At 38.2% G+C, this 13,945-nt stretch carries 12 protein-coding genes and 2 pseudogenes; all 14 read left to right on the top strand.

Going from position 1 to position 13,945, the window contains the following annotated elements; all coding sequences use genetic code 11:
• Positions 1–101 precede the first annotated feature (101 nt).
• The 14 genes and pseudogenes from ACMZ6Z_RS07920 (at position 102) to ACMZ6Z_RS07985 (ending at position 13,944) form a co-directional block, all read left to right on the top strand.
• Positions 102–467: a MobC family plasmid mobilization relaxosome protein gene (locus ACMZ6Z_RS07920; protein ID WP_416132026.1), complete on the top strand. Its 366-nt coding sequence runs from the start codon at positions 102–104 to the stop codon at positions 465–467.
• A pseudogene (locus ACMZ6Z_RS07925) lies at positions 454–2,347 on the top strand (SAG1250 family conjugative relaxase). Before ACMZ6Z_RS07920 ends, ACMZ6Z_RS07925 begins: the two are co-directional and overlap by 14 nt.
• Before the next feature lie 266 nt (positions 2,348–2,613).
• A complete protein-coding gene (locus ACMZ6Z_RS07930) occupies positions 2,614–3,474 on the top strand; it encodes a glycerophosphodiester phosphodiesterase family protein (RefSeq protein ID WP_416132027.1) in 861 nt (286 codons plus the stop codon).
• A pseudogene (locus ACMZ6Z_RS07935) lies at positions 3,461–4,522 on the top strand (extracellular solute-binding protein). The gene ACMZ6Z_RS07930 and the pseudogene ACMZ6Z_RS07935 overlap by 14 nt, the downstream one beginning before the upstream one ends.
• A 28-nt stretch (positions 4,523–4,550) precedes the next feature.
• Positions 4,551–5,564 (top strand): ABC transporter ATP-binding protein, encoded by a 1,014-nt coding sequence (locus ACMZ6Z_RS07940; protein WP_373659408.1) that lies wholly within the window; start codon positions 4,551–4,553, stop codon positions 5,562–5,564.
• Position 5,565: 1 nt separating this feature from the next.
• Positions 5,566–7,263 (top strand): ABC transporter permease, encoded by a 1,698-nt coding sequence (locus ACMZ6Z_RS07945; protein ID WP_416132028.1) that lies wholly within the window; start codon positions 5,566–5,568, stop codon positions 7,261–7,263.
• The gene (locus tag ACMZ6Z_RS07950) at positions 7,263–7,967 is read left to right on the top strand and encodes an MgtC/SapB family protein (RefSeq protein ID WP_416132029.1); all 705 of its coding nucleotides are present in this window, start codon (positions 7,263–7,265) and stop codon (positions 7,965–7,967) included. Before ACMZ6Z_RS07945 ends, ACMZ6Z_RS07950 begins: the two co-directional genes overlap by 1 nt.
• 112 nt (positions 7,968–8,079) lie before the next feature.
• Positions 8,080–8,679 (top strand): HAD family hydrolase, encoded by a 600-nt coding sequence (locus ACMZ6Z_RS07955; RefSeq protein WP_416132030.1) that lies wholly within the window; start codon positions 8,080–8,082, stop codon positions 8,677–8,679.
• An 11-nt stretch (positions 8,680–8,690) separates the two neighbouring features.
• Positions 8,691–10,721 carry an extracellular solute-binding protein gene (locus ACMZ6Z_RS07960; RefSeq protein WP_416132031.1) on the top strand — a complete coding sequence of 677 codons (2,031 nt, stop codon included), beginning with the start codon at positions 8,691–8,693 and terminating at the stop codon, positions 10,719–10,721.
• A gap of 158 nt (positions 10,722–10,879) precedes the next feature.
• Entirely contained in the window at positions 10,880–11,314 is a 435-nt protein-coding gene (locus ACMZ6Z_RS07965; RefSeq protein ID WP_416132032.1) for a PTS sugar transporter subunit IIA, read from the top strand.
• On the top strand, positions 11,298–11,771 hold the full coding sequence (locus ACMZ6Z_RS07970; protein WP_416132033.1) for a PTS system mannose/fructose/N-acetylgalactosamine-transporter subunit IIB: 474 nt from the start codon (positions 11,298–11,300) through the stop codon (positions 11,769–11,771). The genes ACMZ6Z_RS07965 and ACMZ6Z_RS07970 overlap by 17 nt, the downstream gene beginning before the upstream one ends.
• Positions 11,768–12,541 carry a PTS mannose/fructose/sorbose/N-acetylgalactosamine transporter subunit IIC gene (locus ACMZ6Z_RS07975; RefSeq protein ID WP_416132034.1) on the top strand — a complete coding sequence of 258 codons (774 nt, stop codon included), beginning with the start codon at positions 11,768–11,770 and terminating at the stop codon, positions 12,539–12,541. The genes ACMZ6Z_RS07970 and ACMZ6Z_RS07975 overlap by 4 nt, the downstream gene beginning before the upstream one ends.
• The gene (locus ACMZ6Z_RS07980; RefSeq protein WP_416132035.1) at positions 12,538–13,344 is read left to right on the top strand and encodes a PTS system mannose/fructose/sorbose family transporter subunit IID; all 807 of its coding nucleotides are present in this window, start codon (positions 12,538–12,540) and stop codon (positions 13,342–13,344) included. Before ACMZ6Z_RS07975 ends, ACMZ6Z_RS07980 begins: the two co-directional genes overlap by 4 nt.
• A 3-nt stretch (positions 13,345–13,347) precedes the next feature.
• Entirely contained in the window at positions 13,348–13,944 is a 597-nt protein-coding gene (locus tag ACMZ6Z_RS07985; protein ID WP_416132036.1) for a tyrosine-protein phosphatase, read from the top strand.
• Position 13,945: the final 1 nt, after the last annotated feature.

Below are 13,945 nucleotides of genomic sequence, written 5' to 3' on the forward strand. Positions count from 1 at the left end.
TTTTGGGTCTCACATCATTGACAAAGGTACATAATGGCAGAGCTAGATAAGTCTGTTCCCCTTAGTCAAGACTTCCGTGGCAAGTACATGGGAGGTTAGGCATGGAGAATCGTTACCGCACCAATCTCAAAAAAGTATTTCTGACGGACCAGGAGTTGACTAACCTTAATGATCGCATTGCTCAAAGTCGATGTAAAAATTTCTCTCAGTACGCCAGGAGAGTTCTCTTAAATCCTAACATGACTTTTCTGACTATTGATACGACCAATTACCAGGAGCTAATCTTTGAGTTGAAACGGATTGGGAATAACATTAATCAAATTGCACGGACAGTCAACCAGCCCCATATCTTAACACCGACTGATCGAGCTAATCTTTGTCAGGGCATTAGCCAGCTCATCAAGGAAGTCGAAAAGGATTTTGACATCAAGTGTCAACAGTTGAGGGCCTTCTATGGTAGTGACTAAGCATTATGCCACACACGGGAAGAAGTATCGTAAGAGCCTTATCAAGTACATTCTCAATTCAGAAAAGACGAAGAAGCTGAACTTGGTCTCTGATTTTGGCATGAGTAACCACCTGGACTTTCCTAGCTATGAAGAATTGGTGGAAATGTATCATGCCAACTTTGTCAACAACGATAGACTCTACGATTCCAGGAATGATCGGCAACAGGTCAAGCAAACGAAAATCCATGCCCACCACCTGATTCAATCCTTTTCCCCTGATGACAAGCTCACACCTGAAGAGATTAACCGCATTGGCTATGAGACCATTAGAGAGTTAACGGGTGAGAGTTTTCGTTTCATTGTTGCGACACACGTTGATAAGGACCATATTCACAACCACATTTTGATAAACTCTGTTGATATGAATTCTGATAAAAAGCTCAAATGGGATTATGGTCAGGAGAGAAACCTTCGTCTGATTTCTGACCGCATTACCAAAGAAGCTGGAGCAAAAATCATCACCCCTAATCGTTACTCTCATGAGAAGTTTGAGACCTATCGTAGAACCAACAATAAGTTCGAACTCAAGCAGCGACTTTACTTTCTCATGGAAAATAGCAGGAGCTTTGAGGATTTTTTGGCCAAGGCTCCCGCTCTCAACGTGGAGATGGATTTCTCTCGCAAGCACGCCAGATTTTTCATGACCGACCGAGACATGAAGCAGGTCATTCGCGGCCATCAGCTGGATAAGCGACAGCCTTACACCGAGGACTATTTCCGAGAGCATTTTGCCAAACGAGCCATTGAAGAACGCTTGGAATTTCTTTTGCCCAAAGCTCAAAGCCTAGAGCATTTAGTTAAAATGGCAGAGCAGCTGAACCTAACTATTTCTCTCAAACAGAAACACGTTGTCTTTACCTTATCAGATAATGGCAGGAGCATAGCCATAAAAAATGAGAAGCTGAGTGCCAAGTGTCTTTACGATGTCCAGTTTTTTGAAGACTATTTTTCTAAAGAGAAAGAGCTCCCAGACGTTAGCTTGGAAACTCTTGTGTCAGATTTTGAAAAGTACGAGGAAGAGAAAAACAAAGATAGGCTGCCTAGCGAAGAACTTTGGCCATCCTATACGGATTTCAAAGAAACACGAGACCAGGTTCAGGAGTTTGAAGTTGTTTTAGCGGAGCACCAGATTGATAAGTTGGTCAAGGGCGGTCTCTTTATCAGAATTAATTATGGTATTAAAAAAGACGGCTTGGTCTTTATACCAAACCGTAATCTGGATATTAAGGAAACAGACGCAGGGCAAAGCTACCATGTCTTTATTCGTGAGACCGCCCAATTTTTTATCTATCACAAAGACAATGCCCAGCTCAATAAGTATATGAGAGGCCGAGACCTGATTCGTCAACTCTCACACGACAGCAAGCATATCCCTAAGCGCAGGCGACCAACCCTTGATACCCTCAAAGAAAAAATCGCAGAGCTTAATCTTTTGATTGAACTGGATATTGACAACAAATCTTACCAGGAAATCAAGGACGAGATACTCCAAGACATTGCTCAACTGGAGTTGATGATTACGGATTATCAGGATAAACTTGCTTACCTTAACAAGGTTGCGGAAGTGCTACTCAATCTTGATAACGCAGATCCAGAAAACCGCAGACTAGCCCGGTTTGATTATGCCAAGATGAATCAAGATGAATCTGACCGCAGCTATTGCACTTGGACAGGTAGAGCATGAGGTAAAACAATGTCAAGAAGAACTGGGTAAATTAATAGATGATTATGAATATGAAGTGAGACGTGTGGAGAAGTTTGTCAAGAATTTTGATAGAGCGAATAATAGTCGCGGAAAAAGCAATTTAGCCCAAAATGATTATTTGGATATCTTATAAATAAAACAACTAATTCTAGTAAAGTTACAATATATTTGACAAATGTTTTAAACCCCTTTAGACAAAATTGAATAGAGACAACTTGTTAAAAGTATTATTAATCGCTACGGAGAGTTTTAAATTATATGAAGTATTTGAGAATCAGATATATTGAATTTGATATTTTTTTAGAAGCATTATCAATAGAAAAAAAATTTATAAAAAACTTGACACGTTCCAAAAAATCGCTTACAATAATCTTGTAAACAAATAAAGGAGGAAGTCAGATGAATCTTTTACAGAAATATCGAGAAGAAAGGGGGGTGCTGATTGCGGTTCACCGCGGTACTAACGGCGGTAACGTCATTCAAAACACGACCAAAGCTTACCTGAATGCCATTCGTCATAAAGGTGATATGGTCGAAGTTGACGTTGTCCGTTCAATTGATGGTGAATTCTTCGCTTTCCATGATGGTCAAGAAAAATTGGTCTTTGATATGAATATTGATCTCCGTCTCTTGCCTTCAGAACAAATTAAAGGTCTACCTTGTTTCAACTCACTTGCTGAACCAGTAGATCAAAGGCTAGAGACTATTGAAGAAGTTCTTGCCAATCTGGAAGGGAAGAGCTTGATCAACATTGATCGTAGTTGGTTCTATTGGAATACATTCCTTGATAAACTTAAAACATATAAGTCATTAAATCAAGTCCTGCTTAAAGCGCCAGCAAAAAGAGAGTTACTGGAGCAATTGCGAGATTCTGAATTAGATGTTATGTTTATGCCGATTGTCAAAACGGTTGAAGAACTGGAGTTAGTGCTTAACTTTGGAGGTATTAACTTAGTTGCAGTAGAACTGATTTTTGAAGATTTAGATTCAGAATTGATTAGCCCTGCTACTATGCAACGACTTCGTAATAAAGGCATTCTTACCTGGGTAAATGCTCTTCGTCTAAATGACACGATTGTACTGGCTGCAAGAATTGATGATGAAGTAGCTCTGTTTAACAATGGATATTCTTGGATCAAATTAGCTGAACTGGGTTTTGATATTATTCAAACAGATTGGCCATACTTATTATATTCTTGCTTAATTGAAAATAACTACAAAAAAATATTAAATAGGGGAAATTCTCATGAAACACTTTAAAAAGCTTTGCATGTTCGCTAGCGCAGCACTCTTGTTGACTGCTTGTGGCACATCTAAATCAGCTGAGCCAGCTAAAGAAAGTGCTCCAGCTGAAATTGATTACTCACAATAGATTGTCATCTATTCTAACTCAACAACGGATGGTCGTGGTGATTGGCTCAAAGAAAAAGCTGCTGAAAAAGGCTTTAAAATTTCTTACGTCGACATCTCTGGTGGTGAATTGGCTGACCGCTTGATTGCAGAGAAAAACAATGCGATTGCTGATATGGTATTTGGTTTGAACAACTTGGAGTTCAACCGTATCAAAGATGAAAAACTTCTTGTTAAATACAGTCCAGAGTGGGCAAATGAAGTAGATGCTACACTTGGTGATGCTGACGGCTACTACCACCCAATTGTTGTTCAACCATTGGTACTGATTGGTAATGCAAAAGCTGATATGCCAAGTGACTGGACAGATTTGACCAAAGACACCTATAAAGGTGCTTATGGTATCTCTGGCTTGAACACAGGTACTTCTAAAAATATCTTCGCAAGTATCGTTAGCCGCTATGCTGACGAAAAAGGTGATTTGGGTATCTCTGACAAAGGTTGGGAAGTAGCTAAGAAGTACATTCAAAACGCACATACTTACGCACAGGGTGAAGATTATATCTCTGCTCTTATCGATGATAGCAACCCATTGAACTACAGCATGATGTGGGGTTCAGGCGTTCTTCAAAACGAAGCTGAACGTGGCTATAAATTCCAAGTTATGAGCCCTAAAGTAGGTGTTCCTTACGTCACTGAGCAAGTTGGTATTTTGTCAACTAACAAGAAAGAAGCACTTGTTAAAGAGTTTATCAACTGGTTTGGTAGTGCAGAAGTTCAAAAAGCATGGAGCGATGAGTTTGGTTCAATCCCTGCTAACAAGACAGCCCTTGAAGGTGCTAAAGCTGAAATTAAAGACTTTGCAAGAAGCGTTAAACCTCAAGAATTGGATTGGGAGTTCATCGGTGAGAACATTAACTCATGGGTTGAAAAAGCTGAGCTTGAATTCGTAGAATAGTAACATTTAGAAGTGAGGAGAGGTGTATATGATTACCTTTAACGATATACAAATCAAATATGCAGACTTTATTGCGATTGACAATTTGAATTTAGAAATCAAGGAAGGGGAGTTCTTTACATTTCTCGGACCAAGTGGTTGTGGTAAATCAACAACCTTGCGTACCTTAGTGGGCTTCATCAACCCCTCTAAGGGTACCATTCATGTTAATGGTAAGGACATCACGAATTTAGATCCAGAAAAACGTGAGATTGGTATTGTTTTCCAAAGTTATGCCTTGTTCCCTACAATGACAGTTTATGATAATATTGCATTTGGTCTGAAAGTTAAGAAGATTTCTCCCGAAATCATTAAAGCCAAGGTTCATGAGGTTGCTAAGAAAATCAAAATTTCTGATGAGCAACTGAAGCGTAATATTTCAGAACTCTCTGGTGGACAGCAACAACGTGTTGCTTTAGCAAGGGCTTTGGTTTTAGAACCTAAGATTTTATGTTTGGACGAACCCCTGTCAAACTTGGATGCTAAATTGCGTGTTGATCTGCGTTTGGAGTTGAAGCGACTTCAGAAGGAATTAGGCATCACGACGCTCTATGTCACTCACGACCAAGAAGAAGCCTTAACATTATCTGATCGTATTGCCGTCTTTAATAATGGCTTTATTGAGCAAGTTGGTACTCCGTATGAGATTTACAATCAGTCTAAGACAGAATTTGTATGTGATTTCATTGGAGACATCAACCATCTGTCAGAGCAAACCTTGGCTCTACTTGCTAATGGGTTGCCAATTTTTGAACCAACAAGTGGCTATGTCCGCTTAGAACGTGTTAAATTGGAAAGACAATCAGAAAGTGATTTGTCTATCCAAGGGAAGATTATTGATTTGGAATTCAATGGTGTCTTCATTAAGTACACTGTTGTATTGGATAATGGACAACAAGTTAATATCATTGAAAAGAATGATGGGCATTCAAGCCATGTTATCGATGATGTCGTGACCCTATTTATCAATCCGAAAGATATTATGCAATACGGAGGTAAGTAGTATGCTCAAAGATATTAAATGGAAAGACTGGATACTACGGATAGGTGTTCTATGGTTGCTGGTAGCCTTCATCATATATCCAAATATCGGACTTCTGACAAATGTCTTTTTCAAAGATGGTGAGTTCTCCTTGCGTGCTTTGGATAAGATTATGAGTTCAGAACGGGCCCTAAACAGTATTGCTAACAGTTTTAAATTAGCCATCTCTATGGTAGTAACTGTTAACCTAGTTGGTACTCTCGTCGTTCTCTTGACAGAGTATTGGGATATCAAGGGAGCCAAAGTTCTCAAGCTTGGGTATATGTCTTCTTTGATTTACGGAGGTATCGTTCTCGCTACTGGCTATAAATTTGTTTATGGCAGTAATGGACTGATTACCAAGTTGTTGCTGTCTGTATTTCCTAGTATGAATCCAGATTGGTTTCATGGTTTCGGAGCAGTTTTGTTTATTATGACTTTCGCTTGTACCTCAAACCATATCATGTTCTTGACGAATGCTGTACGTAGTGTAGATTACCATACGATTGAAGCATCTCGAAACATGGGTGCGAAACCAATGACCGTATTCTTCAAAGTGGTGCTGCCGACATTCAAACCGACTTTGTTTGCCTTAACCATTTTGACCTTCTTAACTGGTTTGTCAGCAGTTTCTGCCCCACTTATCGTAGGTGGTAAAGAGTTTCAAACGATTAACCCCTTAATTATCAGTTTTGCAAAATCAAATGGCTCACGTGACCTTGCAGCCTTCCTAGCCATTATGTTGGGCTTGGCAACAATCTTACTGTTAACCTTGCTTAACAAGGTAGAAAAAGGCGGTAACTATGTCTCTGTGTCAAAAACAAAAGCTGGTCTGAAAAAACAAGTTATCACATCTCCAGTTTGGAATGCCATTGCTCACATTGTTGCCTACGTGCTATTTGTGATTTATATGCTACCAATTACCCTAGTTGTCCTATATTCCTTCACGGATGCATTGACCATTAAAACTGGTAACTTGAGCTTATCTAGCTTCACTTTGGCAAACTATCAAGAGCTGTTCTTTAACGCGGAGTTCTTTAAACCTTATCTTGTAAGTTTGCTTTATGCGGCATTAGCAGCCTTTGTAGCTACTGTAATTGCAATTGTTATTTCAAGAATTGTTCATAAGAACACTTATAAGTTAGATAAATTTTTTGAGTACGGTGCTTTAATCCCTTGGATTTTACCGAGCACCCTAATTGCTCTCGGTCTGATGTTTACCTTTAACGAGCCTCGGTTGATTGTATTTAATCAAGTTCTCATTGGTACCTTAGGTATGATGCTAATTGCTTACATTATCCAAAAACTTCCGTTTTCATATCGGATGATTCGAGCAGTATTCTTTAGTATTGACAGTGATATGGAAGAAGCCGCTCGCAGTATGGGAGCATCTAGCTTCTACACGATGGTAAAGGTTATCATTCCGTTTATTATACCAGTTGTGCTCTCTGTTATGGTACTAAACTTTAACTCACTATTATCGGATTATGATTTATCGGTATTCCTCTACCATCCTCTCTTTAGACCACTTGGTGTTATCATTAAATCTGCAACTGATGAGACAGCTACCGTCAATGCAATCGCTATGATGTTTGTTTATTCAGTTATCTTGATGATCATGTCAGCCTCTGCCCTTTATCTTAGCCATCGTTTCAGAACTCAAAAGGGAACGAAACGTTAATGGGTGAGTTAGGAGATTTGACCCTACCTACGATTTTACTTAGGGTAACTTTATCAGTTGTTCTAGGTGGAATTATAGGATTTGAACGAGGCGTTAAAAACCAGGCGGCTGGAATTCGTACCTACATTCTTGTGTGTTTAGCTTCAGCTATGGTGATGATGACCAACCAATACATCGTCCTTAAACATGGCTCAGGCGACCCCACACGAATGGGTGCACAAGTTATTAGTGGCTTAGGATTTCTAGGTGCTGGAACAATTTTAGTAACAGACAACCAGAAAATTCGTGGTCTAACAACGGCAGCAGGTCTATGGGCTTCTGCCGTTGTTGGACTAGCTACTGGTATTGGTTTCTACTCAGGTGCTCTTATATCAACTGTTGCTCTAATAGGTATTATGACCCTATTTGCTCCCCTAAAAGATTACTTAAATAGTAGATCTAAAATTGCAGATTTCCATATTATTTTTAACTCGTTAGAGGGCTTTAATCGTCTTCTTATCTTTTTAAGCCTCTCTGATATTAAAATCCTGGATATGCAAAATGGGCTTAGTCATAGCGATAAGAAAAAAGGGGTATATCAAGAAGAAGCCAGTCAAGTTTCCTGCTACCTGTCCTTGAAACTTAATGAATCGTTTGATCATTTAAAATTGATGGAAGATTTATCTAGAATACCAGGTGTGATCTATTTAGAGGAATTGAAATAAGGTGTTGTCTAGACAGCACCTTATTTTTATAAAGTGACTACGAAAATTCAGTGTATTTTGGTAGAATAGTAAGTGAAATAATATTGCGGTAAAGTGAAAAAAGAGGTGTGGAATGAATTTAGTCTTTGATTTTGGAAATGTGATTATTGAGTGGGACAAGGAAGTATTTTTGAAGACTTTATTACCTGATGATGAATCACGTTGTCGAGTAGATACTGCTATTTTTGGTTCGGGCTTATGGGAAGAGATGGATGCTGGGATTTATACTGTGGAGGAAGTTGAGCATAAAGTTAATGAGGACTTACTACATGAATTTGAGGAAGAAGTTCATCAAATCATGTGGTATTGGTATCGTTATGTCAGATTCTATGATGATGTTGTTAAAAAAATGGCTTCATTAAAGCAACATGGACATCAGCTATACATTCTTTCCAATACTTCTCAATTATTTTATCCGTGTATGGAAGAACGAGCACCAGAACTCGCATCAATTTTGGATGGTAAAATTTTATCTTATGAGGTTAAGCAATCCAAACCAGAGCCTGAGATTTACCAGACTTTATTGACGACTTTCGAGCTTGAACCCAGCCACACTTATTTCTTTGATGATCTAGAGAAGAATCTTGAGGCTGCCCGAAATCAAGGAATCAATACTTATCAGGTAACAGATATATCATTATTTTTAGAGTATTTGGATGGTTTTTTAAATTAAGAGGCTAAGTTATGGTTACTATTAAAGATATCGCTCGTGAGGCTGGAGTGTCACATGGTACAGCATCAAATGTCTTAAATAAACGAGGAAATGTTCGAGCTTCAAAAATTAAGTTAGTAGAAGAGGCGGCAAAGCGTCTGGGGTACCAATTAAATTCCCAAGCTCAGGTCTTGAGAAAAGGATTGTCAAAAAAAGTCTGTGTTTTTATTCCGTATTTTGGTCGTTTTCATTACACAGACCTCATTGATTTTCTAGTGACCTTTGATACTGATGATTATGATATTGAATTAGTTTATTTCAAAAATCAGATTGATTTAGATGAACGGATTTTAAAGATTAGTTCTCTGTTACCCCTTGCTGTGGTTTGTGTTGGACTTGAACCGACACGTGTGACAGACTTGGAGAAACAAGGAACTAAACTCCTTCTCGTTGATACCGAGAACTATGCTGGCATTAACTTTGATAGTGATCGTATCCAAGCATTTGTGTTAAATTTTTTAGAAGCTCGTTCCAATGGGATTGTTACACTCATCAGTCCCTATGCAGGTTTTTCTCTCTTTGAGAATCTGCATCGAACGTTGCTTAAGTCAGATTTCAGAGTACGATTGTTGACAGATTCTGACAATAACAATTTTGTGATGACGTACTCAAAATTGTCTCATTTAACGGCTAATGACACCTTAGTTGTCTCTGATAGGAAGGTTGCTAAGGAACTAAACGATTTATTTGATTGGTTTGGGAAAACAAATAGGCCTCATATTTTAGTTTTAGGTTGCCGTGATATCATCGGGCAGCATAATACCTCTTATTTGAAATTAGATTATAAATTAGTTGCAAAGCGGGTACTAACTGCTCTGGAGACTAATGAGTATTCTCTTATTGAGCTTAAAGGTATTGAGAGCAATAATGAGGAAATTTGTCATAAAGTTGCTTTAACCTTAACTCTTGCAATCGTTGAATCACCCATGTCAAATGCCATTAAGGTACTTGTGGAAAAATACAAGACCCTGACAGGCATTACTATTCAGATTGAAGAATTCACCTATCAAGAATTGCTTGCCAACTTATCAAATCGAGAATTTTTGAATCGAGTTGATTTAATCCGTGTAGACATGGCCTGGTTACCAAATTTTGCCGAAACAATTTTTCGGGAGGTGACAAATCAGGAGATCGCTCAGTTAATCAACAGTAAGTTGATGTCTGATATTGCCTTAGAGTATAGCTATCAGTCCGATAGGCAATACACTTTCCCATTCGATATCTCCAGCCAAGTCTTAGTTTATCGGAAAGATCTATTTGATAATACGTTGCTCCAGCGGCAGTTTTACGAGAAGTTCAAAAAACAATTGGATGTGCCAAAAACTTTTGAAGAGTTTGATCGCGTGTCGTCTTTCTTTAGTAAGTCTTTCAACAAAGATTCGCAGACGGATTTCGGCCATACATTAGCAGTCAAGACCCCTATCGTTGCAACATGTGACTTTATGCCAAGATATAGAGAAAAGTTATTAAAAAATAATATGGACTTATCTGTTATCAATGAGGCATTTAAAGACTACAAAAATAGCGTGACATTTACTAACGGTAAACTAGATTTATGGTGGGAAGATCATGTTAGACATTTACGTCTAGGTCATACCGCAATGGAAATAGTCTTTTCAAACTATATCTCACCACTGTTCTCAGGATCTGAAAAACATGATGTTACCTACCAATTTGATATTGCTAGTGTACCAGGCAAACAAGCGATGACCGGGGGTGGTTCTATTGGCATTAGTAGATACTCCGCTCAGGTCACTCACTGCTTGAACTTTTTAAATTGGCTATATTCTCCAGAGGTTTCTCGTCTATTAGCCTACCTTGGGGGTGTGCTTCCTGTAGAAACAGTTATTGAGGATACTAATCTTGGCCAGATGTATCCATGGTTTGAGAATTTTAAAGAGACCTTCAGTCAGGGAAGTAGAAGTAATTGGCATGATTTTGTTACTGATTTAGATTTTGAAAATATATTAGGACAAGAGTTAATTGAGAGATTTTCTGAATGAAATAGTGGCAGTTAGTCTAGTGGCTAATTGCTTCTTTTTTCCAAAAAATTTCACTTTATAAAGTGAAAATCCTTTCATTGAAACCGCATATCATTCCCTTTATAATTAACTTATAAAAACAAAGTTTTTATTTAATTAAAATAAAGCAGGAGGATAATATGTCAGACAGTATTGCACTACTACTAATGTCTCATGGTAATTTTGCGAAGGCTGCAATTGATAGTGCAGAGTTGATTGTAGGTAAGCAGACCAACTTTGAGACATTAGGAGTATATACAGTTGACGATGTCGAGGTTCTAAAAGAAGAGATGCTTCAAAAGATTTCCACGTTGGATACAACTAAAGGACTGGTTGTTCTTACGGATATTATCGGAGGAACTCCAATAAATTTAGCATCACAACTTTTATCTCAGGAAAAAGTAGTAGTTGTCTCAGGGTTGAATCTACCCATGCTTTTAGAAGTTCTGATGAATCGTGGACAGCAAATTGAATCATTAGCTGCTGTATTAAAGACAGCTTATGACCAAGGATTTAGTGTCAGGACTAAACAAGATTTAATTGAAGAAGGAGAAGAAGATGACTATAGTCTTTAGTAGGATAGATGATCGCTTAATTCACGGTCAAGTAGTTACGACCTGGGTTAATATGCATAAGATTGAGCAAATTATTGTTTTGAATGATAAAGTTGCTGGAGACAAAACTCAAAAAAGTATTTTGACTATGGCAGCTCCACAAGGAATTTCTGTAAAAGCATTTCCTGTTGAAAAATTTGGTGAAATTATCAAAACAAACAAAATTACTAGACGAACAATGCTACTATTTACGACTAGTGAAGATGTATTAAGAGCTTACGAAGCTGGTGTTCCAATTCCTTCTCTTAATGTGGGTGGAATGCGGTTCCAAGAAGGTAGGGAGAAGCTAACTAAGTCAGTTGCTGTTACACCTTCCGAGAAGGAAGCATTCAAGAAATTATTGGAAAACTCAGTGGAAGTAACAATTCAGATGGTTCCAAACGACGAAAGAATTAAATTAGAGGAGGTCATTTCATGATCCAGGCATTACTAATTGCAGCGTGGGCTGGTCTATGTGCAATTGATGATATTGGTACTCAAATGTTGAGACGTCCCTTGCTGATTGCTCCCGTTATCGGCTTGATAATGGGAGATGTACAAACATCATTACTCATTGGTGCTTCACTAGAAGTTATGTGGATGGGTATCGGTAACGTTGGAGCTTATTCAGCACCTGACATCATTTCAGGTACTGCAATCGGGACGGCATTAGGTCTTGCATCAGGTGGTGTTGCGACTGCTGTAGCAGTTGCGGTTCCAGCTTCTCTATTAGCTCAACAATTACTCGTACTATATCGTTCAAGTATTGTTTATTTGAATCCAATCGCTGAAAAAATCGCAGAGACTGGTGACTTTAGTAAAGTTTATCGTATTAACTATATTCCGATAGTAATTGCCTTCCTTATTCGTGCAGTTCCAACTTTCATTGCTGTATATCTCGGTGCTGGTGTAGTAGACCAAGTTGTTGCTGCACTTCCAAAAGAAATCATGTCAGGTCTTTCAGTAGCAGGTAAGATTATTCCTGCTGTGGGTATTGGTCTCTTGATGCTGATGATGTTGAAAAAAGCTGAGCTTTGGACATTCCTAATCGCTGGTTTTGCTCTAGCAGTTTATCTGCAGCTTTCAGTTTTACCAATCACTCTAATCGCTTTACCGATTGCTTTGATTTACGACTTGGCAACTCAAAAAGCTCAAGTTAAAGAAGTTGTCGGACAAATTGATAATGATGAGGAGGACTATGATCTATGAGTAACAAAATTACAAAGCAAGATTTAAACAAAGTATTCTGGAGAATGCAATTACTAAACGTAACTAATAACTTCCAATCAATGCAAGCTATTGGTTTCTTGTCAAGTTTCACACCCGTTCTTGAGCGTTTGTACAAGGATAAGCCAAAAGAGTTGCGTGTGAAAGCTATGAAGCGCCATCTTGAATTCTTTAACAGTCATGTTAACTCAGATGCCTTGATTCTTGGAATTGCAGCTGCCGTGGAAGAAACGACAACTGAAGATCAGAAGGATACTGTAATTGGTATCAAAACTGGCCTAATGGGACCACTCGCAGGTATTGGTGATAGTGTATTGAAATTCACTTGGTTACCAATTTGCGGAAGTATTGGTGCAGCTCTAGCATTAAATGGCAGTGTCCTCGGTCCGATTGTAATGTTCTTACTCTATAACTTTGTAAACATTGCGTCTAAATATTATGGTATCCACTTAGGCCACGCTAAAGGTGTAGAAATGATTGAAGGAGTAGGTGGCAATATACTGCAACGTTTATCAAATATTGCGAATGTTGTCGGTCTTATGGTTATCGGAGGACTTATTGCTTCTGTCGTTAAAGTAAATGTTGTCTCTGAAATTAAGACTGGTGACAACGTTATCCTCTTCCAAGAAATGTTTGACAAAGTTATGCCTGGGCTGTTTAGCATTCTGTTAACTTTTGTTATCTATAAAATTTTGAAGAAAACAAATGGCAAACATGCTCCACTGTTGATCTTTGGAATTATGGTTATTTCTATCCTCTTGACCTATTTGAAAGTGTTAGGTTAGATTATGGCTAAAGAGTTTGAAGTGAAACAGTTACAGAAGAATATCTACACTTTTATTAGAGAAAGTGATTCTGAAAATGAAGAAGTCGAAGTATTTCTGTTAAGTAGCTCAGACGGTGAGCCAATTAAGTTTCTAAAGAAAACTGATGATAACAAATTTAAAATTCTGCTAGAGTTAGATAAAAGACCGTATTTCCTGATTAAATCCAAGTCAGGCGAGTACAAAGTTGCTGAAAGAACTTTACCAGTGTCTGGAATGAATAATTTTAGAGATATGGGTGGTTATAAAGCTAATAACGGTAAGAGAGTAAAATGGGGGGTGTTATATCGTTCTGATCATATTCACAATGCAACAGAAGATGGTTTAGAATATCTAAGACAGTTGAACTTAAAGATAATTGTTGATTATAGGAGTGATAATGAGGTGTCAAAGTACCCCAATCCTATAATTCATACAGGTGTCACGAGCTTTCAACTAGATCCATCTGCTCATGTTGCAGAGCTCGCAGCTCAATTTCAGTCTTCTAAAGAGGATGAGGACATTAACCTTATCAATAAAATAATTGAGCAACAAAAATCAGGTCAATTAGTAGATCAGTAAC

Source organism: Streptococcus pluranimalium, from assembly GCF_047785705.1.
Classification (GTDB): domain Bacteria; phylum Bacillota; class Bacilli; order Lactobacillales; family Streptococcaceae; genus Streptococcus; species Streptococcus pluranimalium_A.